17 protein-coding genes are annotated in these 20,578 nt (G+C 69.2%); 7 read left to right on the plus strand and 10 right to left on the minus strand.

Annotation, left to right across the window (positions count from 1 at the left end):
* The first annotated feature begins 5 nt into the window (after positions 1-5).
* Complete coding sequence (locus ACFXI3_RS23410; protein ID WP_378402094.1) at positions 6-1,559, plus strand: hypothetical protein; 1,554 nt, start codon at positions 6-8, stop codon at positions 1,557-1,559.
* Here ACFXI3_RS23410 and ACFXI3_RS23415 read toward each other — a convergent pair.
* Positions 1,556-2,485, minus strand: coding sequence for a hypothetical protein (locus tag ACFXI3_RS23415; protein ID WP_378402096.1), 930 nt, complete (start codon positions 2,483-2,485; stop codon positions 1,556-1,558). The two genes, ACFXI3_RS23410 and ACFXI3_RS23415, sit on opposite strands and share 4 nt — an antisense overlap.
* 108 nt (positions 2,486-2,593) lie before the next feature.
* Here ACFXI3_RS23415 and ACFXI3_RS23420 point away from each other — a divergent pair, with 108 nt between their 5' ends.
* Positions 2,594-2,914, plus strand: a complete 321-nt coding sequence (locus ACFXI3_RS23420; RefSeq protein WP_344281897.1) for a nucleotide pyrophosphohydrolase — start codon at positions 2,594-2,596, stop codon at positions 2,912-2,914.
* Here the strand turns inward: ACFXI3_RS23420 and ACFXI3_RS23425 are convergent.
* Complete coding sequence (locus ACFXI3_RS23425) at positions 2,903-4,315, minus strand: 3'-5' exonuclease (RefSeq protein WP_378402098.1); 1,413 nt, start codon at positions 4,313-4,315, stop codon at positions 2,903-2,905. The genes ACFXI3_RS23420 and ACFXI3_RS23425 overlap by 12 nt on opposite strands.
* A gap of 193 nt (positions 4,316-4,508) precedes the next feature.
* Between ACFXI3_RS23425 and ACFXI3_RS23430 the strand changes: the two genes are divergently transcribed.
* Both ACFXI3_RS23430 and ACFXI3_RS23435 read left to right on the plus strand, forming a co-directional pair.
* Positions 4,509-5,327 (plus strand): excalibur calcium-binding domain-containing protein, encoded by an 819-nt coding sequence (locus ACFXI3_RS23430; RefSeq protein WP_378402100.1) that lies wholly within the window; start codon positions 4,509-4,511, stop codon positions 5,325-5,327.
* A 61-nt stretch (positions 5,328-5,388) separates the two neighbouring features.
* On the plus strand, positions 5,389-6,015 hold the full coding sequence (locus ACFXI3_RS23435; protein WP_009085782.1) for a response regulator transcription factor: 627 nt from the start codon (positions 5,389-5,391) through the stop codon (positions 6,013-6,015).
* A gap of 16 nt (positions 6,016-6,031) precedes the next feature.
* Here the strand turns inward: ACFXI3_RS23435 and ACFXI3_RS23440 are convergent, their stop codons facing one another.
* Positions 6,032-6,988, minus strand: a complete 957-nt coding sequence (locus tag ACFXI3_RS23440) for a helix-turn-helix transcriptional regulator (protein WP_378402102.1) — start codon at positions 6,986-6,988, stop codon at positions 6,032-6,034.
* 59 nt (positions 6,989-7,047) lie between these two features.
* On the opposite strand from ACFXI3_RS23440, the gene ACFXI3_RS23445 reads away from it, so the two are divergent.
* Positions 7,048-8,187, plus strand: a complete 1,140-nt coding sequence (locus ACFXI3_RS23445; protein WP_378402104.1) for an epoxide hydrolase family protein — start codon at positions 7,048-7,050, stop codon at positions 8,185-8,187.
* Positions 8,188-9,293: 1,106 nt separating this feature from the next.
* On the opposite strand, the gene ACFXI3_RS23450 is transcribed toward ACFXI3_RS23445, so the two are convergent.
* The 5 genes from ACFXI3_RS23450 to cutA all read right to left on the minus strand — a co-directional run bounded on the left by ACFXI3_RS23450 (position 9,294) and on the right by cutA (position 17,398).
* On the minus strand, positions 9,294-10,475 hold the full coding sequence (locus ACFXI3_RS23450; RefSeq protein WP_344281920.1) for a histidine kinase: 1,182 nt from the start codon (positions 10,473-10,475) through the stop codon (positions 9,294-9,296).
* 70 nt (positions 10,476-10,545) lie between these two features.
* Entirely contained in the window at positions 10,546-13,863 is a 3,318-nt protein-coding gene (cydD, locus tag ACFXI3_RS23455) for a thiol reductant ABC exporter subunit CydD (protein ID WP_378402106.1), read from the minus strand.
* 49 nt (positions 13,864-13,912) lie between these two features.
* Entirely contained in the window at positions 13,913-14,914 is a 1,002-nt protein-coding gene (gene cydB / locus ACFXI3_RS23460) for a cytochrome d ubiquinol oxidase subunit II (protein WP_378402108.1), read from the minus strand.
* Between the two features lie 513 nt (positions 14,915-15,427).
* Positions 15,428-16,945 carry a cytochrome ubiquinol oxidase subunit I gene (locus tag ACFXI3_RS23465; protein WP_344281929.1) on the minus strand — a complete coding sequence of 506 codons (1,518 nt, stop codon included), beginning with the start codon at positions 16,943-16,945 and terminating at the stop codon, positions 15,428-15,430.
* 132 nt (positions 16,946-17,077) lie between these two features.
* Positions 17,078-17,398 carry a divalent-cation tolerance protein CutA gene (gene cutA, locus ACFXI3_RS23470; protein WP_037718964.1) on the minus strand — a complete coding sequence of 107 codons (321 nt, stop codon included), beginning with the start codon at positions 17,396-17,398 and terminating at the stop codon, positions 17,078-17,080.
* A 173-nt stretch (positions 17,399-17,571) separates the two neighbouring features.
* Here cutA and ACFXI3_RS23475 point away from each other — a divergent pair, with 173 nt between their 5' ends.
* Positions 17,572-18,171 carry a TMEM165/GDT1 family protein gene (locus tag ACFXI3_RS23475; protein ID WP_344281934.1) on the plus strand — a complete coding sequence of 200 codons (600 nt, stop codon included), beginning with the start codon at positions 17,572-17,574 and terminating at the stop codon, positions 18,169-18,171.
* Between the two features lie 107 nt (positions 18,172-18,278).
* Complete coding sequence (locus ACFXI3_RS23480; RefSeq protein WP_378402111.1) at positions 18,279-18,947, plus strand: DUF998 domain-containing protein; 669 nt, start codon at positions 18,279-18,281, stop codon at positions 18,945-18,947.
* On the opposite strand, the gene ACFXI3_RS23485 is transcribed toward ACFXI3_RS23480, so the two are convergent.
* Positions 18,944-19,579, minus strand: coding sequence for a helix-turn-helix domain-containing protein (locus tag ACFXI3_RS23485; protein ID WP_378402113.1), 636 nt, complete (start codon positions 19,577-19,579; stop codon positions 18,944-18,946). The two genes, ACFXI3_RS23480 and ACFXI3_RS23485, sit on opposite strands and share 4 nt — an antisense overlap.
* Positions 19,576-20,430 carry a hypothetical protein gene (locus ACFXI3_RS23490; RefSeq protein WP_344282875.1) on the minus strand — a complete coding sequence of 285 codons (855 nt, stop codon included), beginning with the start codon at positions 20,428-20,430 and terminating at the stop codon, positions 19,576-19,578. Before ACFXI3_RS23490 ends, ACFXI3_RS23485 begins: the two co-directional genes overlap by 4 nt.
* Positions 20,431-20,578: the final 148 nt, after the last annotated feature.

The following is a 20,578-nucleotide window of genomic DNA, read 5'->3' on the forward strand; positions in this document are numbered from 1 at the left end:
GCGGCATGAGTCCGGTGAGCCGCGCGCGCAAGAAGAGTTCCCTACCCACCGCCCCCAGCGTCAACGGTCTGTTCAAGGACGTGCTGCGGGACTTCTCCGCGGTCGCGGCCGAGCCCGGTCCGTTCGACATCGACCTGCTCGGTTCCGAGGTCGTCGGGCAGTGGCGGGACGTCGTCGTGGAGGACGAGCCGGAAAGCCAGCTCGGGCTTGAGCTGATCGCCTTCGCCCAGCGCAAGATCACCCCTGGCGCGGCGGCGCTGCTGGCCGCGCTGAAGGTGCTGGCCGAGTCCGAAGAGGAGCGTTCGGCGGCGGCCGAGGCGCTCGGCGTGGTGCTCGGCCGCGGCATCCCGGAGCCGGAGTGGGCCGCCGAGGTCGGGCAGGTCAGCGTCGGCGAATGCTGGCGCACCGGGGATGTTTACGGCGACGAGTCTTCGCTGCTGTGCGTCCTTTCCCGAGGCGACCACTCGCTCGGCCTGCTCGCGCTGCTGGACTTCACCGAGGGCGGCCGGGTGCGCGACCTGGTGGTCATCGAGGAGCCGCACGAGGTGCTCGCCGAAATGCGCTCGCAGGTCGAGGAAGACGGCGAACTGGTCGTACTGGAGAAGATCGAACCCGCCGACGCGCACCGGCTGCTGGTGTCCGGGATCGCCGCCACGGACGCCTTGGACGAGCCGGACGTCGGCGAGGACTACACGCGATTCCACGCCATCGCGCTGACCTGGGCGCGTTCGCTGCCGGAGCCCACTGAGGTTCCGCCGGTCGCCGAGTGGACTGCCGCGCAGCGCGAGGGAGCCGTCACCCAGTTCCTCTCCGACACGAACCTGCCGGACGCCGACGCCGCCCGCGAAATCGCCAATCTGCTGGTGGACCACGGATGCCGGGTGGAACAGGCGAACCCGCTGCGCGTCGGTCCGGAGAAGCTGGCCCGGTTCCTCGAATCCTTGCTGGACGGCGAATACGAGCTGGAAGACGAGGACGCCGTCGCGCCGGTCGTGCTGTCCTGGGCGGGTTGGGCCGCCGCGCGCGCCGGACTGTCCGAAATCGCGACCGCGGCTTTGCTGGAAGAAGTCACCGAATACCTCGGCGAGTACCTCTCGGACGACGACGAGGAAGACGACTTCAGCGATTACCTCGACGGCACCGAATCCGCCGAAGAAGCCCTGGAAGTGGTGGCCCGCCGCCGTTTCGCGGTGCCCGAACTGTCCACAGTGATCGGTGACGAGGAACTGACCGACTTGGACCCGGGCGACCCGGAACAGCGCCGGCTGCTGGTGATCGGCGCGCACCCGGAGTACCACGAGTCGCTGGCCGCGGAAGAATTCGACGGCGCCGACGGTCTCCGCCTCGCGCTTGAGACGTCCATTGTGGACCAGCTGTGGGACGACGAGCCCGCCGAAGTGTGGACCGCCGCGCAGAACCTGCTGCGGCAGGACCTTTCCCGCACCGAGGTCCTCGACCGGTTGGTGACTGTCCTGGAAGGACAGCTGACCGAAACCGAGGAGGAAGACCAGCTGGACTACGACCTGGACGCCTACCGCGCCGCCCTGGCCGAAATCTAGCCCTTCGGAAGCGCGATCCGGGCCGACCGGATCTCCGCGAGCAACCGGGTTTTGCGGCGGTGGACGTTCACCAGCTCGGCGACGTAGCCGGTGAACTCCTCCGCCGTGCCCGCTTGCTTGTGCAGGGTGCGCAGTTTTTTGAGGCACTGCGCCGCTTCCCGGTACGCGCCCGCTTCTTTTTGCGCGATCAGCTGCTCGATCCGCTCGCGATACTCCGGAATGGAGTGTTCTTCTTTGTGCGGGGCTTCCGCCTGCTGCGGTGTTTCTTTCCGCTGCTGCTTCTCTGCCCGCTGCGGCTTTTCCGTCGGTGGCTTCTCCGCCCTCGGGTTCTCTGCCCGTAGTCGCGTTCCCGCCCGCTGCGGAGTCAGCACCCGCGCCGCGTAAGCGATCGCCTCGCCGTGCCGCCCAGCCGCCCGCAACACCCGGACAATCTTGAGACTGACGTCCACCCGAGGCGGCTTGGCCGCGAGAATGGCGACCAGCCCGTCGACGTCCCCGCTGGCCTCGGCGATCTCCTCCTGCAGCCGCTGCGCGATCTCGGCTTTCTCCGGCTGCTTCACGCGCAACACTTCGTCCACAATGGACTTCATCCGCGCGAGCCCGCCCTCCCCGAGCGCCGCCGCGAAATCGGCCACCGCGACCGCCCGCCCGCTGAACGCCGCCTCCAGCACCCAGTCCGCGAGCTGCCCCGGCTCCGGCGGCCGAGCCGCACAAGCCCGCGCGTACAACGCGACCGCCTGGTCAAGCCGCTCCTCGAGGTCCGCCGCGAGGTCGCCGTGCTGCTCGAGCATGCCCACGATGTCGTCCACCGCCCGCCGAGCGAGCGGCGCGAGATCAGCGCGGCTGCCGGAGTCGAGCAGCCGCCGCACAGTGTCGAGAACCGCACCGATTTTGGCGGTGTACTCGACCGGGTCGGGGACGCTCACGGGAACAGTCTGCCGTATCGCCCGTAACCGGCGTGTGGGCCAACGGCGTACTCTTTTCGGCCCAACCCGGACACCCCAGGTGAGCACTGCGCGTGATAGTCAGGTCCGGTGACCCTAGACGACCTCACCCAGCGCCTCCGCGACTTCGCCGCCGCCCGGGAATGGGAACCGTTCCACACCCCGAAAAACCTGACGATGGCCCTGTCCGGCGAAGTAGGCGAGCTGATCGCCCTGTTCCAATGGCTGACGCCGGAAGAGGCCGCGAACTGGCGCGCGGACCCGACCCAGGAGTTCAACGTCCAAGACGAAATCGCCGACGTAATGCTGTATCTCGTCCGGCTGGCGGACGTGCTGGGAATCGACCTGCTGGAAGCGGCGAACGCGAAGGTGGACCGAAACGAGAAGAGGTTCCCTCCGCTAGCCCGCTGACCCGGCCGCCGCCCGCTTCGTCTCGTCGAGGTACCACCCGCCGACCAGCGCACCGACCGCGAAGACACCCAGAAAGATCCCCGGCCCCAACCCGGCGCCGCCGAACATCGCGGCGACGGTGAGGACCATCAGAACTAGTCCGATTCCCATCAGCACCCGCCCGGCCAGCCGGCTGCTGACCGAGGGCGCCTTCTGATGTCTCGGCTGCGGGGCGCTCTCGAAACCGAACAACACCGGAGCCTCGTCCAGCCGCGCGACGTGCGCACCGAGTTCCAGTGCCCGGGAAAGCCGCGGTTCGGACTCACGCACCTCCGCGTCGTACACGAGGTGCGTGACCGAGCCCGTCAGGTTCTTCGCGAGCTGGAATCCCGCCGACAGCACCCGCGCCCGGAACTGGTCCGCGTCTGCCGTCGCACCGAGCACGAGAACTCTCGTCGGCTTGTGTCCCGTGGCGGTCACCTTCAGGTCCACCACCGCTTCCAGCACCCCGAGCGCCTCCGCGACCTGCCGCAGTTCGCGGTACTCGGTGGAAGTCACTTCCCCGTCGGCCTCCGCGACCCGGCGCAGCTCCGCGACGAAACCGGCATGCACCCGCCGGACCTCCGCTGCGGGCAGCCCAGCTTCAGCCGCTAGGCCGGCAAGCGCCGAGACCTCCTCGTCAGCCAGAAATTCGTCGCCGACCGCTTCGGCAAGCAGATCGAGGTAAGCCTGCGCGACCGGTCCGCCGTCTCCCGCGGAAACCCGGTCGACCGCCTCGGCCATCCACCCCTTCTCCGCGCCGTCCACCGACCGGCGCAGGGCTGCCGCCCCGGCGGCATACCGCGGCAATTCCGGGAAACGCACCGGGTGCGCCAGCCGCAACCCATGGGTCCCGACGAGAGCGATCATCGCCTGCGCGCACGCCCGGGCGGCCGGCTCGGCGAGGTAACCGGGAAAGTCCTCGATGCCGAAGGCGCGGGCGATGGTGGCGAGACGGTAGTTGGGCAACGGCAACGTCGCCTGTGCGGTGTCCTTGAGCGAGATTCCGGGCAGCCGGGGCAACCGGACGCCCAGTTGGCTGATCTCGGCGAGGAGGCTGTCCGCCGAAGACAGGTCGTGGGCCACGACGACCGCGCCCCGGCATAGATCGAACAACCGGCTGAGGATGTCACCAAAAGCCGGCGCACCAGCCAGTTCCGCCGCGGTGATGCGGTGCGGATTGCGCCGGTTCGCCTCCGCGGCGACGACCGTCGCGAACTCGCCGAGGAAGGTTCCGTCCCCGCGGAACCGGATCGCGGCGACCTCCAGCACGCGACCGGCGTGCAATCCGGTCGTCTTCACGTCGATCGCGGTGAATTCCGTACCGCTCGCGGGCACCTGCCCGGTCGGGGACAGGGACAGTCGTTCGATCAGCTCGGCCATCGGGGATGCGCTTTCTCCTGGACAGTTCCCATAACCATCGCGGGGAAGTCGCAAACCGTCACACCCGCTGCGGAGAAAGCTTGCTTTGTAACTGATCCGTGACTTCTTCCTTTCCGGGAAACCCTGTCGTGTAACGCTCGCGGCCGCTTGTGCGAAGTCCATTCGGCACCCGCCTCAGGAAGAGGAATTCCGAATGCACTCCACGCCCGCGCCGCCGCCGCGCCCCAAGCTGAAATTCCCGACCTGGCTGACGGTCGTCCTCAGCGTCTTCGCGGTTCTCTTCATTCTGGGCGCGGTGTTCGGAAAGCCCACGCCGACGCCGGAGCCGGTTGCCGCACCAGTTGCGCCGCCCTCGACAACCCCGGTGACCACCTCAGTCTCTCCGGCGCCGGTGACGTACACCGTGGACAAAATCACCGACGCCGCGAACGTCGAACTGGCCGGCTCGGACGGCAGCCATCGCACCGTGCGCGTCCTCGGTCTCGAAGTGGCAACTGGGACCAACTGCTACGCGACGGAAACCGTTACTTGGGCCAATAACAAGCTCGCTGGCGCGGCAGTAAAGATCACCACGGACACCACTGACGGCGTCGCGCTCGCATTGAACGATGGCACCGACTACGCGACCGCGACGCTTTCGGCCGGATACGCGCGGCTGGCCGGAAACGTCATCTCCGACTCTTTGCGCAACGCCGCAAACGCGGCCCAGCAAGCGGCGGCCGGATTGTGGGCGGAACCCTGCAAGGGCGTCATCACCGCGCCGACGCCGGTGTCGCCCCCTGCTCCGCCGAAGGAAACGCCCGCCCCGCCACCGGCCCCGCGCACGTCCGAGCAAGCCGCTCCGCCGCCGCCCCCGGTCGAGGATCAGCCGGAACCCGAACAGCCGAGCGCTGCGTACTACAAGAATTGCGCGGCCGCGAAAGCCGCTGGGGTCACCCCGCTTCACCGCGGCGACCCAGGCTATCGCCCTGCGCTGGACCGCGACGGCGACGGAATCGCCTGCGAGCGGTAACTCCTGGTGTCGTGCGGCACGACCGGCAGACGAACCGCCCCACGCCCCGTAACCTGGACATATGCCGATCCAGGTGCTGCTAGTAGACGACCACGAACTCGTCCGGCGGGGCCTGCGCGACCTGCTCAGCGACGAGGCCGACCTGGAAGTGGTCGCTGAGGCCGGGAGTGTCGAAGAGGCGCTCGCGGTGGCTATGCACGTCGAGCCGGATGTCGCGGTCGTGGATGTGCGGCTCGGTGACGGCGACGGCATCACGCTCTGCCGCGAGTTGCGGTCCAAGCCGAATCCGCCTGCCTGTCTCATGCTCACCGCGTTCGACGACGAGGAAGCCATGGTCGGCGCGATCATGGCGGGCGCTTCGGGGTATCTGCTCAAGCAGGTGCGCGGCCAGGACGTGGTGAACGCGGTCCGCGAGGTCGCCGCCGGGCGGTCGTTGCTCGACCCGGTCAGCACCGCTCGCGTGCTCGACAAGCTGCGCCATCCGCCGACCGACGAGCTGGCCGCCCTCACCGATCGCGAACGCGACGTGCTGGAGCTGATCGGGCAGGGGCTGTCGAACCGCGAGATCGCCGAACGTCTTTTCCTCGCCGAAAAAACGGTGAAGAACTACGTGACGTCCGTGCTCGCGAAGCTCGGCATGCAGCGCCGCACCCAGGCCGCGGCCTGGATTGCCCGACGCGGCAAGTGAATCAGCTTCCCGTGAATCAGCTTCCCGCGACGGCGCGTCCGTAGCGTTCCGACAACAGCTGCAGCAACGGGACCAGTTCCGGCGGCGACTCGACGGTGAAGTCCATCATCAACATTCCAATGTAGACAGCCACCGTGTCCAGACTGTCCGCGCCGGTGACGAGCACACACTGGTTCTCGCCGATGGGTTCGACGACGCCGACCGTCGGGTTGATCCGTGCCAGCACCTTCTCCGCCGGAGCGTCGATGCGCAGGCGCGCGTGCACGAGCCAGCCGCTCGCCGCGATCGTGCGCATCGCGAAGGCGGTGTAATCCCCGCCGGGCAAGGGATTCGGCTCGAACCGGCGACGGGTCGGCATCCGCGGTTCCATCAGGTCGATGCGGTAGGTCGCCCAGCTGCCGTCCTGCGGATCGCGGGCGACTAGGTACCAGCGCCGCTGCCAGCTCAGCAACCGGTACGGCTCGACCAGCCGCAGCTCGTCCGCGTAGTCGAACCGGAGCCATTCGACGTGCCGGATCGCCCGCGCGACCTCCTGCAGCACAGCACCGTCGACCTCCGGATCGGGCGCGTCGGTGCCGGTGTTCTCCGGACCGCGGTCGATCGTCGACCGCAGCGCGTCGACCGTCGGACGCAGCCTGGCCGGCAACACCTGTTCCAGCTTCGCGAGCGCCCGCGTGCCTGCCTCGTCGATCCCGGAGATGCCCGCCGCGGCCCGCAGGCCGACCGTGACCGCCACCGCCTCCTCGTCGTCGAGCAGGAGCGGAGGCAGCTTTCCGCCAGAGCCGAGCCGGTAGCCGCCGACGTTCCCGCGCGCCGCCTCGACGGGATAGCCCAGGTCACGCAGCCGCTCGACGTCGTTGCGGATCGTCCGGGCCGAGACGCCCAGGCGTTCCGACAGCTCCCTGCCGCTCCGCCCGGCCGCGCTCTGAAGCAGTGCGAGAAGCGCCAGCAACCGCGCCGTCGGATCAGCCATCGAAACTCCCTATTCTATTAGGAACCGATCCTACCTATTAGCCTCCTAGTGTTCTTCTCATGACGAACGCAACCGCCTCCCTCACCCTCCGCCCCTTCACCGTCGAGGTCACCGACGCCGAACTCGCGGACCTGCACGACCGCCTCGCCCGCACCCGCCTGCCGCAGCCGTCGCCGACCGACGACTGGGACGCCGGCACCCCGAACGCCTACCTGCGGACGGCGATCGAGGCGTGGCGGAGCTTCGACTGGCGCGCCGCCGAAGCGCGGATCAACTCCTTCCCGCACTTCACCACCGAGATCGACGGCCAGACGTTCCACTTCATCCACGTCCGCTCCGCCCACCCCGGCGCGACGCCGCTGCTGCTCGCGCACACCTATCCCGGCTCGTCGGTCGACTACCTCGACCTGATCGACCGCCTCGTCGACCCGGTCGCCTACGGCGGCCGCGCCGAGGACGCCTTCGACGTCGTCGTCCCCGACGCGCCCGGCTACGGCTTCTCCCAGCCCGTCGCCGAATCCGGCTGGACGATCCCTCGCGTCGCCGCGGCGTACGACCGGCTGATGCGCGGCCTCGGGTACGAGAGCTACGGAATCCACGGCTCGGACAACGGCGCGATGACCGCCCGGGAGCTCGGCTTGCTGAACCCGGAGGGCTTCCTCGGCCTGCACGTCCTGCAGCTGTTCTCGTTCCCGTCCGGCGACCCGGCGGAGTTCGAACGCCTCGACCCGGCCGACCACGCCGGTCTCGCGCACATGCAATGGTTTCAATCAGTTGGTGGCTACAACACGATGAACGCCTCGCGTCCCCAAACGGTTTCCGTCGGCCTCAGTGACTCCCCGATCGGATTACTCGCCTACAGCGAGCTGTTCAACTCCTTCGGCAACGGGACTTCGTTGGTGCCGCTGGAAAAGATCCTGCTGGAGGTGAGCGTGAACTGGTTCGCCAACGCCGCCTCCGGGATGAGCCGCAGCTACCTGGAGAACGCCCGCGCGGAGGCCGAACCGCGAGTGAGCGACGCGCGCACTGGCGTGGCGGTGTTCAAGGACGACTTCCAGACCATGAAGACCTTCGCCGAACGCGACAACACGAACATCGTGCACTGGAGCCGCTTCGAGGAAGGCGGCCACTTCGCGGCGCTGGAACGCCCCGACCTCCTCGCCGGCGACATCCGCGCTTTCTTCGCTGCGCGCGACTGACCCCTGCTTATTCCGCGCCCGAACCCCGTACGCATTGCTGCGTACGGGGTTCTCGGCGTCCCGGACGAAGCTGAGGGTAGCCGACTGCCGTTGATTGATTCACCCAATTGAGTGCCGAATAGATGTTCGATTTCTCGATACCATGGGTGACGGCTCGGTGGCAGGCGGAAACGTGGGGAAGGAGCGTGTTCGATGACTCGTGAAGGCTGAATCTCTTGGTGCGCGGTGTGTTCACAGCGGTGGGTTCACAGCGGCGCGAGGTTGAGACAGCGTGTTTGCTGCGAGCGATTCGACAGGTACAGAGTTCGACAGGTACAGAGGCAGTGCGTTCGCTGCGATTCCGAGGCGACGGATTCGATACGACGGTTGCGCGGTGGCTAGGCCTGAGGCAGCGGGTTTGTGGTGGCGGCCCGAAACAGGGCCAGGTCTCCGCAACGCTGGGTCGGCATGGCGTTTCGGCATGGCGTTTGGCGTAGCGCTTCGGCATGGCGTTTCGGCATGGCGCCAGGTCGGCACCAGGCCGAGTCGACGCAGCGTTTCAGCGCGGCACTAGGTCGCCGCAACGCGGGGTCGACGACACAGTGCAGGCTGCGCAGTACAGCTGACGCGACGAGTCCGACGCAACCACAGCTCGGTCGGCGATGCGGTTACCGCGACGCGCTCGTCGCGGCGCGGTAACTGCCGCGCAGGCCCGATGCAAGGCGGACTATCGCGTTGCAGGACATGGCAATGCGGCTACTGCCGTCGATGCAGCGCAAACCGTCGCGGCTCGGCAGCTCGTCGCGGCTCGGCACCCCGTCGCAGCTTGGCGGCCTGTCACAGCGTCGCGACCTGTCACCGCATGGCGGCCCGTCGCAGCTTGGCAGCCCGTCGCGGCGCACGGCCTGTCGCGGCTCGGCAGCCCGTGGCAGCTTGGCACCCCGTCGCGGCATCACGGCTCCTTGCGGCGTCACTGCCCGTTGAGGCTTAGTGGCCCGTTGCGACGTGACAGCCCGTCGCTGCTTGACGGCCGACGCGGCTTGGCGACCCACCGCGGCGTCGCGACCCGTCGCAGACGTCGAGCCGAAGCTGCGACGACTGCCAAACCCCCCTGCGCCACAACGTGATCACCCAAGCGGCAGATCAAACGCGACAAGCGTCCCCAAACTAGGCGAAGAATTGAGGAAAAACCGCCCACCAGCAGCATCAGCACGCTCGGCGAGATGCCGAAGCCCCCGGGTAGCAACACCTTGCGGCACCCCGGATCCGTTGTCCCGCACGCGAAGTTTCACGCCCTCCGCGTCGCGAGTCAACGTCACGCGGGTCTCGCTCGCCCCGGAGTGTCGGACCACATTGGACAGTGCTTCGCGCAGCGCCGCACGGATGTGGTCGGCCCGTTCGGCCGGAATGTCGGCGAACTCGCCGGACAACTCCAGGGTCGGCGGATACCCGAGCAGTTCGCCGGCGATGCGCACCTCGCCGCGCGCGGATTCGGCGAGGTCTGTCGGGGTGCCGGGGTCGTGGCGCGGCTCCGGGGAGCGCAGTGCGCGCACGGTGCCGCGGATTTCCTCGATGGTCTGGTCCAGCTGGTCGATCGCGTCGGACAGCCGGGCCCCGTCGGCTTGCGCGAAGCGTTTCCGCATGTTGCGGCGGACGCGGTCCAGTTGCATCCCGGTGCCGTAGAGCCGTTGCACGATCACGTCGTGCAGTTCGCGGGCGATGCGTTCGCGCTCCTGATAAAGCGTCACGCGATGCCGCGCGTTCGCGCCCTCCGCCAGCGCGAGCACTACCCCGGCCTGCGCCGCGAACGCCGCGAGCATCTCGACCGTGCCCGCGGAGAACGGCTCGCGCCCCTGCCTTCGATACACCGTGAGCGCACCAAGCACCCGCCCGCCGGAGCCGAACGGCGCGGCTGCGAACGGCCCGTACCCGCGAAGTTCGTCCGGCACATAGGGCGCCGTGCGCGGATCGACGATGAAGTCCTCCGCCGCGATCGGCTCGCTGCCGCGCGCGACCTGGCCCGCCGCGGAGTCCGTCTCGAGCGTCAGCCCGCGCAGCTCCCCGACCGGCCCGCCTTCGACGTCGCCCGCCGGCGCCTCCGCGAGCAAGCCGTCGACCCCATACGCCGCCTCGACCACGACGCGCCCGTCGTCGGCGCTGACCATCGCCAGGCCAAGGTCCGCGTCCGCGAGTTCGACAGCCCTGGCCACGACTGTTTCCAGCACCGCTTCCGGGTCGTCCCCGGACAGCGCGGTGCTGGTGATCTCCGTAGCCGCGGAGAGGGCGCGCGCGGCGAGTGTCGGGTCCATGAGCAACTCCGACCTTAGCGCGGACCCTAGCCCCAGACCCGAAATCGTGACCGTCACCAACAACCCTCCGTCACGCCGCCACCCGCGGCAACGCCCGCCGCACAACGCGCCCGTCCCGAACCTCGAAAACCATGTCCGCTTGCAGCTCTTCGTCCGCATTGTGCGTTACGTGCACGACGGTCCGTCCAGCAAGCTCCGTACGCAACGTCGCGCGCAACGCCCGCGCCGTCGACTCGTCAAGGTGCGACGTCGGCTCGTCAAGCACCACCAACTCCGCCGACGGAGCCGCCAGCAACGCCCGCGCCAACGCCACCCGCTGCGCCTGCCCACCGGACAACCCTGCCCCGGCGCTGTCGAGCACCGTCGCCAGATCCAGGTCCGGCAACTGCGCCTGATCCAGCACCCGCCGCAAATCGGACGTCTCCGCCCGAGGGTCCGCGAGCCGCAAATTCTCCGCCACCGTCGTCGACACCAACATCGGCTCCTGCGGCGCCCAAGCAACCTTGCCCGGCACGACAACCTCGCCCGCTCGAGGCTGAAGGAACCCCAGCAAAGCTGCCACCAACGTCGACTTGCCAGCCCCGCTCGGCCCGACGACCGCGACATAAGCCCCGGTCGGCACGCTCAGCTCGACGTCCTTCAGCACCGCCTCGCCGCCAGGCCACCCCAGCTCCGCACCCCGCAACCGGACTGCGGACGGGCCTGGTTCAGCAACGACGGACGCTGCCTCGCCTCGCACTCCCGCCAGTTCAGCACTCAGGTGGGCTTCGTGACCGTCAGCTCCAGGAATCCCGGCTTCCCCAGCGACCGCGCCGCCCTGCGCAGCGCCAATCTCCGGCTCACCAACTACCGCACCAAGCCGAACCCGAGCCGCTCGCAGCGTGTCCCAGTGCACCGCTGCCTGCGGAAGCAGCGCCAAAACCTCCGCCAACGCCAACGGCACCAACGCCAGCAGCGGAGCCATCACGCCCGCCAGCTCCCCGCGGCCGACCGCCCCCGCGGCCAGCATCGTGCTGACCACCGCAGCCGCCCCGGTCACCAGCGTGATCAGCGCGTCCGCCGCGCCCGCGCCGAACGCCTGTCGTCGCGTGTCGATTGCCAGCTGGGTGTCCGTCGAGGCTAGGTCGCGGCGACGCGAAGCCGCCCGGCCGTAGGCGAGCAACTCCGCTGCCGACGAGAACAGCACCAAGACCCGCGCCGCGACGTCACGTCGTCCGGCCGCGAGGGCCGAAGTCGCGCGGCGTTCCAAGCGCAGCGCGACCGCCGGCGCCGCCAAGCCGACCAGCACCGTCAGGGCCAGCACCAAACCGGCCGAGGGCAAGACCATCGTCTGCACCGCGATTGCCCCGGCCGCGACCAGCCCGACCACGATCGGCGGCGAGACGACTCGCGGCAGCAGATCGCGCACGGTGTCGACATCGGTCACCAGTCGCCGCTGGCTCTCCCCGGCTTCGAGGCTGCGCGCCGGGCCCAAGCGCACCAACGCATTCCACAGGCGAACCCGCAACCGTCCGGCGATCCGGAACGCGGCGTCGTGCGTCACGAGCCGTTCGACATACCGGAGTCCGGCCCGTCCTAGTCCGAAAGCGCGTACCCCGACGACCGCGACGGTCAAGGTCAGAATCGGTGGCTGCAGGGACGCTTTGGCGATCAGCCAACCGGAAGTCGCGGTCAGGGCGATCCCGGCCAAAAGCGCCAAGGCACCCAAGAAAGCGCCGGAGAAGAGCCGCCGGTCAAGCAGCGTGCGCCAGGGAATCGGCCGCGCATCGGGACTGTCCGAAGTGGACTCAACGACCGCGCTTGGAGCTGAGTCCTCAATGGCCACTGCGGCAGAACGTTCGTGCGCAGCGATTACTGCCGCTGCCCCATTTTCGACGGCTCGCTCCACCGCGTCCAGCACCCGCCGCGCGTTGACGTCGTCCAGGTGCGCGGTCGGCTCGTCCAGTAGCAGCAACCACGCGCCCGATTGAACGCGCAGCAACGCTCGAGCCACGGCGACGCGCTGGCGTTGCCCCAAGGAAAGCCGGTCGACCGGACGGTCGGCGAGACCGTGCAAGCCCAGTTCGCTGAGCACTGCGTCGACGTCGGGTCCGGCAAGCTCTTCCCGCACTGTGCCGCCGCTGAAGACTGGCGACTGCGGAACCCACGCGATGCCGGCGCGCCACCGTTCGAGGTCGGCCTCGGCGAGCGGGACGTCACCGGCCATGACCGACCCGTCATAGGACGGCACGAAGCCCAGCAGTGTCGCCAGCGTTGTCGATTTGCCGCCACCGCTCGGTGCGCGCAGCCACACGATCTGGCCGCGGCGGACCTCGAAACTCTCGCCGTCCGGGGCGAATCCGCCGCGTCGGGCGACTTTTAGGTCGGACACAACCAACGATCCACAAGGCGCGGTGCGCGTTCCGTCGGCCGGGACCGGCTCCGCGAGCACCGCGGTCACCCGGCGGACCGCTTCCACGCCGTCCTCGCTCGCGTGGAAGGCCGCGCCGACCGCGCGAATCGGCTGGTAGCACTCGGGAGCGAGGATCAGCACGCCGAGTCCGATCGCCAGCGGGAGCGAGCCCGAGACGAGCCGGACACCGATGACGACAGCCACCAGCGCGACCGAGAGCGTCGCGGCGAGTTCCAGCACGAACGCCGAGGAGAACGCGACCTTCAACGTCTTGAGCGTCGCGCGACGATGCCGTTCCGACAGTTTCCGCACGGTTTCGGCCTGCGCGTCAGCCCGCCGGAACGCCGTGAGCACCGGCAACGCACGCACCAGTTCGAGGAGCAGACCGGACATCCGGTGCACCGCGTCCGTCGCGCCGGCAACCCGGTCGGCGGTGAATTTCCCGACCAGGACAGCGAACATCGGCAGCAACGGGACCGTCGCGGCGATGATCACCGCCGACGGCCAATCTGTCCACAGGATCGCCGCGCCTGCCGCGAGCGGGACGACCGCGGCGGTGACGAGCGCGGGGAGGTACTCGCGGAAGTAGGAATCGAGTGCGTCGAGGCCGCGCGTGACGAGCGTGGTGAGTTCGCCGTGGCCGCGCCGGGCCAGCCATTCCGGGCCGAGGCGCAACGCGTGGTCGACGACACGGGCGCGCAGGTCGCGTTGCGCGGTCGCGGCGGCGCGTGCGGAGACAACCCGCACCGCCCAGCTGGTGCCCGCGCGGCCCACGACGAGCGCGACCAGAACAGCCAACTGGACGGTGCGGCCCCCTTCCCCCAGCCCCCGGGAGACCACGTCCGCGAGGAGGTCCGCTAGCAGAAAGGCTTGTCCGACAAGGAAAACCGCGTTCCCGAACGACAGCACCGCGACCAGGATCAGCGCTCGGCGCGCGGCCGGCCCCAAGGCCGAGAGCGCGCCGAGCGGACCCTTGCCCGGCCGCACTGGGTCCATGGGGGACCCGGTGGCGGAAAGGGGTGCGCGGCCGGGAAGTTCAGTCATGTCAGTGCGCCGCCGGGATGTGCTGGACGCCGATGCGCTTGCGGAAAACCCAGTAGGTCCAACCTTGGTAGATCAGCACCGCCGGCGCGCCGAACGCGCCGACCCAGGTCATCACCGTCAGCGTGTAGTGGCTGACCGCGGTGTTCATGACGGTCAGCGAGTGCGCGGGGTCCAATGTGGACGGAAGGACGTTCGGGTAGAGCGCGCCGAAGAAGGTCACCGCGGCGCCCGTGATGACGACCGCGAGCGCGGCGAACGCCTGCCCGTCGCGGTCGGCGTGCAGCCGCAGCCACGCCACCGCCGCGGCGAGGACGACGATCACCAGCGAGATGAGCGTCCACAGTTTGCCTTCGCGGACCTGGACGACCACCAGGAACGCGATCAGCGACAGCAGCCCGACCGGGAGGATGCGCAGCGCGAGCGTGCGCGCACGTTCCCGCAGCTCACCGGTGGTTTTCAGGGCCAGGAACGCCGCGCCATGCACGAGCGAGAAGCCAACGATGGCCACCGCGCCGAGGAGCGTGTCCCACCGAACGGACTCGAACGGCGACCCGACGCGGTTGCCTTGCGCGTCGAGCGGCAGGCCGAGCACGGTGGTCGCGAGCAGCAGCCCGACGCCCAGCGGCGGGACCCAGGAACCGATGATGATCACGCGGTCCCAGACGCGCCGCCAGCGCTCGGAGTCGACCTTGCCGCGGTACTCGAACGCGACGCCGCGCCCGATGAGCGCGATGAGGACGAGCAGCAGCGGGAGGTACGCGCCCGAGAAAAGCGAGGCGTACCAGCCGGGGAAGGCCGCGAAGGTCGCCCCGGCCGCGACGATCAGCCAGACCTCGTTGCCGTCCCAGACCGGCCCGATCGTGTTGACGAGGACGCGCCGCTCGGTGTTCGTCTTCCCGAGGACCGGCAGCAGCATGCCGACGCCGAAGTCGAATCCTTCGAGGAAGAGATACCCCAGCCAGAACAACGCGACAATCGCGAACCACAGCGTTTCGAGTGTCATCCCCACTCACCTCGTCCGGCGCCTGCCGGCGTCATCCGGTCGGCCACCGGGTTGTCCCCACGATGGCCCTGAGTTATCCACAACCCGACGAGTTGTCCACAGATTTGCTGTGGGTAACCCGCGAGAGCCACCACCCGATTACGCTGGGTACGGGGCGTCCCCCCGGTGAGGGTGGGGGCTGCGTACGCGCGGGGAGGGGTTGGGGCAAGAGTTCGCGGCGGTTGGTGCGGCTGGGCGGTGTGAGCTGGGGTGGGGGCGCTCGGTCCCGCGGGCTCGGACGCGAGGTGGGGCGTCGTCGCGGCGGGCTGGTTCGTCGCGGGGGCGGCCAGTACGGCCGAGGCCGAGGCCGAGCCGGGGCTGTCCAGCGTCGCGTTCATCTCCACCTCCGTCATTTCCATCGCAGCAGCGGTCTCTCCGAGAGCGCCCGAACACTCAGTCCAGGCCAGTGGAGCGGGCCGCGCCCAGACCCGGCCCTCCGGGTCTTCTGGCGGCACCCCGGCCCGCTCCACCGGGTCAGTAGGCGAACGAAAGCGCCTGGTCATCGGAACCATCGGAGTCCTCGGAATCATCAGAACCGCCGGAATCAGAAGAGGCAGCGGGCGGCATCACCGCGTCCACCCCGCCCCGGATGTACTTGCGCATCAGGTACAGCTCCACCACACCCAGCACCGCGTACAGCACCGTCAACGAGATCAGCGACGTCAGCACCTCGCCGACGGTCAGCTTCGACACCGCCTGCGCCGTGAACATCCACATGCCCTCGACGCCGGTCGGATTCGGCGCGACCACGAACGGCTGCCTGCCCATCTCCGTGAAGATCCAGCCGGCGCTGTTGCCGATGAACGGCGTCGCGATGCCGCCCAGCACCATCAGCGGGAACCAGCGTCCCCCGGGGATCCGGCCGCGCCGGGTGAGCCACAGGGCCAGCAGGCCGATGCCCGCCGAGATCGCGCCGAAGCCGATCATGATCCGGAAGCCCCAGTACGTCACCGGCAGGCTGGGCACGTAGTCGATCGGCTTGCCCGCCAGCGTTCCGAGCGCGGGGTCGTTCGGGTAGTTCGTGCCGTATTTCGCCTGGTACTCAGTCACCAGGTTCTCCACGCCCTTGACCTCGGTCGAGAAGTCGTTGTGCGCCAGGAAAGACAGCAGCGCGGGCACGTTGAACGTCTTTACGTCCTCGCAGTTGGCGTTGGCCACGTCGCCGATCGCGATGATCGAGAAGCTCGCCGGCTTTTCCGTGTGGCACAACGCCTCCGCCGACGCCATCTTCATCGGCTGCTGCTCGAACATCAGCTTGCCCTGCATGTCGCCGGTGATCGCCAGCACCGCGAACGCCACCACGCCGACCCAGCCGCCTAGGCGCAGCGACGAGCGCCAGACGTCGCGGTGTTCGTCCGAATCCGACTTGCGACGCCGCCACAGGTGCCATCCGGCCACGCCCACCAGGAACGCCGCCGCCACCGAGAACGCGCCGGCCAGCGTGTGCGGGATCGCGGCGAGCGCGGTGTTGTTCGTGAGCACCGCGCCGATCGAGTTCATCGTCGGCTTGCCGTTCACGAACTCGACGCCCACCGGGTGCTGCATCCACGAGTTCGCGGCGAGAATGAAGTACGCCGAGGCCATCGTGGCCAGCGAAAACGCCCAGGCACAGGCCAGGTGCACCCGGCGCGGCAGCCGGTCCCAGCCGAAGATCCACAGGCCGAGGAAGACCGACTCGACGAAGAACGCGAGGAGGCCTTCCATCGCGAGCGGCGCGCCGAACACGTCGCCGACGAACCGGGAGTAGGCGCTCCAGCTCATCCCGAACTGGAATTCCTGCACGATCCCGGTGACCACGCCCATGGCGAAGTTGACGAGCAGCAGCTTGCCCCAGAACTTCGTCATCTTGAGGTGCCGCGGCTTGCCGGTGCGCACCCATGCCGTCTGCATGGCCGCGACCAGCACCGAAAGTCCGATGGTCAGCGGGACCATCAGGAAGTGGTAGACGGTGGTGATGCCGAACTGCCACCGCGCGAGCTCTAGGACATCCACGGGTTCGATCCTCCGCGCGGACACCCGCGCCAGCCAGTTCAACACGTCCTGAACCAGCCGGGACCAACGTCCCGCCGACCTGCCGAAACCCCGCGCGGGGAAAGAGCGGAGCTACCCCCGATCAGGTGGCGGCTAGCGCGTCTCCTCCACGAGCCACGACAGGTACCGCGGGCTGCCGCCGACGATCGGCGTGACGATGACCTCCGGCAGGTCGTACGGGTGCCGCACGTTCAGGAACTCCTCCAGCGCGCCGGACCGGTCCGCGGCCGTCTTGCACTCGACCCGCCATTCGGCCGCCGTCTGCACCTCGTCCTCCCACCGGAAAACGCTGGTGATCGGCCCCACGATCTGGGCGCACGCGGCGAGCCGGGCCTCGATGGCGCTCGCGGCGATGGTGCGCGCGGCGGCCTCGGAGTCGACGGTAGTGGTGACGACGACGTGGTCAGCAGACATGACCCGCACCGTACCGCAGCCGGAAAACAGAATTCGGTGCACCGAAAAAAATAATCCGGCTAACCGGCGGCCAGCATTCTGCCGACCTTATCAGGCAATTCGCGAAACCCATCAGCTTGCGGTTTTCTGAACCTCCCCTTTATCGTTGCAGTGAAAGGGGTGAGCACGAACTCATGTCTCCCGCATTAGTCGCTCTGTTCAGTGCGTTCGGCCTGGTACTGGCCGTCGAGCTGCCGGACAAGACGCTCGTCGCGACCCTCGTGCTCACCACCCGTTTCCGGGCCTGGCCGGTATTCGCCGGAGTATGCGCGGCGTTCGCCGTGCAATGCGTGATCGCGGTCGCTTTCGGCAGCCTGCTCACGCTCTTGCCGGAAACCCTTGTTTCGGTGCTGGTCGCCGCGATGTTCGGCGTCGGCGCGTTCCTGCTGCTGCGCGAGGGCTTCAGCGAAGGCAGCGAGGCGGGCGAGGACGCCTCCCGCTCCGGACCCGGGCCGGTTTCGTTCCTGCGCTCCGCGCTCACGTCGTTCGGCGTGCTCTTCGCCGCGGAGTGGGGCGACGCCTCGCAGCTGGCGACCGCCGGTCTCGTCGCGCGCCTTGGCAATCCGTTCGCGGTCGGGGTCGGCGCGTTCGTCGCGCTCGTGTCGGTCGCCGGGCTGGCGGTGTTCATCGGCGCGAAGATCCGCGACCGGATCCGGCCGAAGCTGATCCAGCGGGTCGCCGGGTTCGTGTTCGCCGGATTCGCCGCGTTCGCGCTGGCCCAGCTGCTCTGGTAACCGCGGTTTCACAGGAACGCCAGGTAACCTCTTCGGAACCCCCGAACGAGGACCAGGTGAACCCCCGGTGACGCCATGGCCTCCGCCATGACCGCCGAGGAGCGCCCGTGCCGACCACTTCCCGCGCCGCCGCGTCTCCGGTTTCGCCGGTGCACGGCAGGCTCGCGCTGGTCGGCATCGGGGCGGCCGTGGTCATCGCCACGGACCTGCACCTGCGGCTTTCCGCGCAGATCAGCCCGGTCTGGCAGACGCTCTCGGAGTACGTCTACGGCCGGCTCGGCGACCACTCGGCCGCGCGGCTGTTCGCGTTCATGTGCCTGGCCCTCGCGCTGGGTTCGCTGGCGTTGCTGGCCGGGCTCGTCAAAGCTCGCCGTTCGCCCGCGGTCGTCGTCCTGCTCGGCGTCTGGTGCGTCGGCCTCACGATCTGCGCGACGGTCCCCGTCGACCCCAACGGCGAAGCCCGTTCCTTCGACGGCCAGCTGCACAACGCCGCCGCCCTCACCGCGTTCCTCGCGCTCCCCACCGCCGCCTGGCTGCTGACCCGGCGCGGCGGTCGCTCGTGCCCGTGGGAGCCGCGCCGCACGACGATCCGCCGGCTGGCCGTCGCGAGTTTCGCCAGCGTGGCGGTAGTACTAGGCGGCTTCGTCTTCACCCTGATCACCGGGCCGGCACAGCAGGAAGTGACGCTCGGACTGTTCGAGCGGCTGCTGTTCACGGTGGACCTGGCGCTGCTGCTGACCATGGTCCGGCCGCTGGTCGCCGCGTCCCGCCGCTAGGTCCGCAACACCTCGGCCAACTTCGCGGCCGCCTCCAGCGCTAACGGCCCGACCTCGTCCGAAACCAGCGGCTCCAACGAGATCACCCCGACGCTCGCCCGCAGCCCAGGAACGCCACGCACCGGCGCGGCGACCCCCGAAGCACCAGCTTCGATCTCGCCGGTCGACACGGCCCACCGGTCAGTGCCACCGGGCCGCAACGCCATCGCCCGGCCCGCCGCGCCCGCGGCGAGCGCGTGCCTGCTGCCGACCCGGTAAGCCACGTGATAACTCGTCCACGACGGCTCGACCACCGCGACCGCCTGCGCGTGATCGCCCTGCGCGACCGTCAGATGTGCCGTCGCGCCGACCTTCTCGGCCAGCTCGCGCAACACCGGCCGCGCGGCCTCGCGCAGCTGTGGCAGCACCTGACCGGCCAGCCGCAGCACTCCGACGCCGAGCCGCACCTTCGTGCCGTCCCGCCAGATCAGGCCGCGTTCAGCCAACGGGACCAGCAGCCGGTACACCGCCGCGCGGCTCGCGCCGATGGTCACCGCCAGCTCGGAGATGGTCGCCGCTTGCTCGCCCGAATCGGCCACTGCCTGCAGCAGCGCCAGACCGCGGTCGAGGGTCAGCGACCCCTCCGTGCTCACAGCAGCTCGAGTTCACCCAGGTCGGCCACCGGCTCGGCGAACGAAGCCGCCGCGTACGAACCGAAGAGCTCTCGCACCGCCTTCGCGGCCGGCTCCGGCAACGCGCGCGCTTCGTCGGCGAGAGCCTTGCCGTCGGTCGACTCGAGCGCTTCGCGGACGTCGCCGCCAGAGAGGCAGCGCGCCGACGCGACGAGCAGGTTCAGGAAGCCGTGGTGCGTGAAGCCGGTCTCGGCGTCGACGTGCCGGACCGCGCGGTGCAGGCTGTTCGTCGCCTTGAACGACGCCCCCGGCGAGCCGCTGACCACGGACAGGAAGTCGGCGACCTCGTCGACGCTGGGGAAGTTCTCCCCCGCCTTGCCGCCGCAGCGGATCTTCGGCCAGCTGCCGTGCTCGATCACGTTCCGGACGCCGTCCAGCCAGCCGACGCCGCGGCGCGGTTCGACCACCCGGATGACGTCCTCGGGCACGAACTCCGAGACGCGCTCGAGCCACACCTCGTCGACGTCGGACGGGGCGGGCATCTCCACCATCCGCAGCGACAGCAGCTCGCTGCGCGATTCGACGATCGAGATCGCCTTCGGAACGCCGCCGAGCCCGGTGTCGATGATCAGCGACAGCGGCAGCGGCTCCTTGGGTTTGATCTTGATCAGCTCGGTGATCAGCTCGGGCAGCCGCGAGGCCTGGCACAGGAAAACCCCGAGCACCCCGGCGTGTTCTCCGCCGCGCGACGCGAAGTGCGCGCGAAGCGCCTCCGGCATCGCGACGTCCGCGGGCGGGAAGAGCGCCGAGTCGTCGACGAGCCGCGCGAACAGGGGAGGAATTCCACGGGGGCCGGGGGGCGTGAGTTCCACAGCGCTTGACACGACTGACACGCTAGTAGCGTACGGCAAGAGGACAAAATCGTTCGCTCTGCGGACGCGTTCCGAGAGCCTTTCGGCGAAGGATCAACCGCCCCGATCGGCCGAATCCGCCCGGCCCCGCCTTTGATCCGACCCGCTG

The organism is Amycolatopsis sp. NPDC059235, assembly GCF_042754125.1.
Lineage (GTDB): Bacteria > Actinomycetota > Actinomycetes > Mycobacteriales > Pseudonocardiaceae > Amycolatopsis > Amycolatopsis albidoflava.

What these genes read in the sequence shown, in the direction of transcription:
- ACFXI3_RS23425 (WP_378402098.1), bottom strand. Translation starts at nt 4,315, where the DNA reads ATGGCCGAGCTGATCGAACGACTGTCCCTGTCCCCGACCGGGCAGGTG.
- ACFXI3_RS23440 (WP_378402102.1), bottom strand. Translation starts at nt 6,988, where the DNA reads ATGGCTGATCCGACGGCGCGGTTGCTGGCGCTTCTCGCACTGCTTCAG.
- cutA (WP_037718964.1), bottom strand. Translation starts at nt 17,398, where the DNA reads ATGTCTGCTGACCACGTCGTCGTCACCACTACCGTCGACTCCGAGGCC.
- ACFXI3_RS23445 (WP_378402104.1), top strand. Translation starts at nt 7,048, where the DNA reads ATGACGAACGCAACCGCCTCCCTCACCCTCCGCCCCTTCACCGTCGAG.
- ACFXI3_RS23410 (WP_378402094.1), top strand. Translation starts at nt 6, where the DNA reads ATGAGTCCGGTGAGCCGCGCGCGCAAGAAGAGTTCCCTACCCACCGCC.
- ACFXI3_RS23450 (WP_344281920.1), bottom strand. Translation starts at nt 10,475, where the DNA reads ATGGACCCGACACTCGCCGCGCGCGCCCTCTCCGCGGCTACGGAGATC.
- ACFXI3_RS23475 (WP_344281934.1), top strand. Translation starts at nt 17,572, where the DNA reads ATGTCTCCCGCATTAGTCGCTCTGTTCAGTGCGTTCGGCCTGGTACTG.
- ACFXI3_RS23435 (WP_009085782.1), top strand. Translation starts at nt 5,389, where the DNA reads ATGCCGATCCAGGTGCTGCTAGTAGACGACCACGAACTCGTCCGGCGG.
- cydD (WP_378402106.1), bottom strand. Translation starts at nt 13,863, where the DNA reads ATGGACCCAGTGCGGCCGGGCAAGGGTCCGCTCGGCGCGCTCTCGGCC.
- ACFXI3_RS23430 (WP_378402100.1), top strand. Translation starts at nt 4,509, where the DNA reads ATGCACTCCACGCCCGCGCCGCCGCCGCGCCCCAAGCTGAAATTCCCG.
- cydB (WP_378402108.1), bottom strand. Translation starts at nt 14,914, where the DNA reads ATGACACTCGAAACGCTGTGGTTCGCGATTGTCGCGTTGTTCTGGCTG.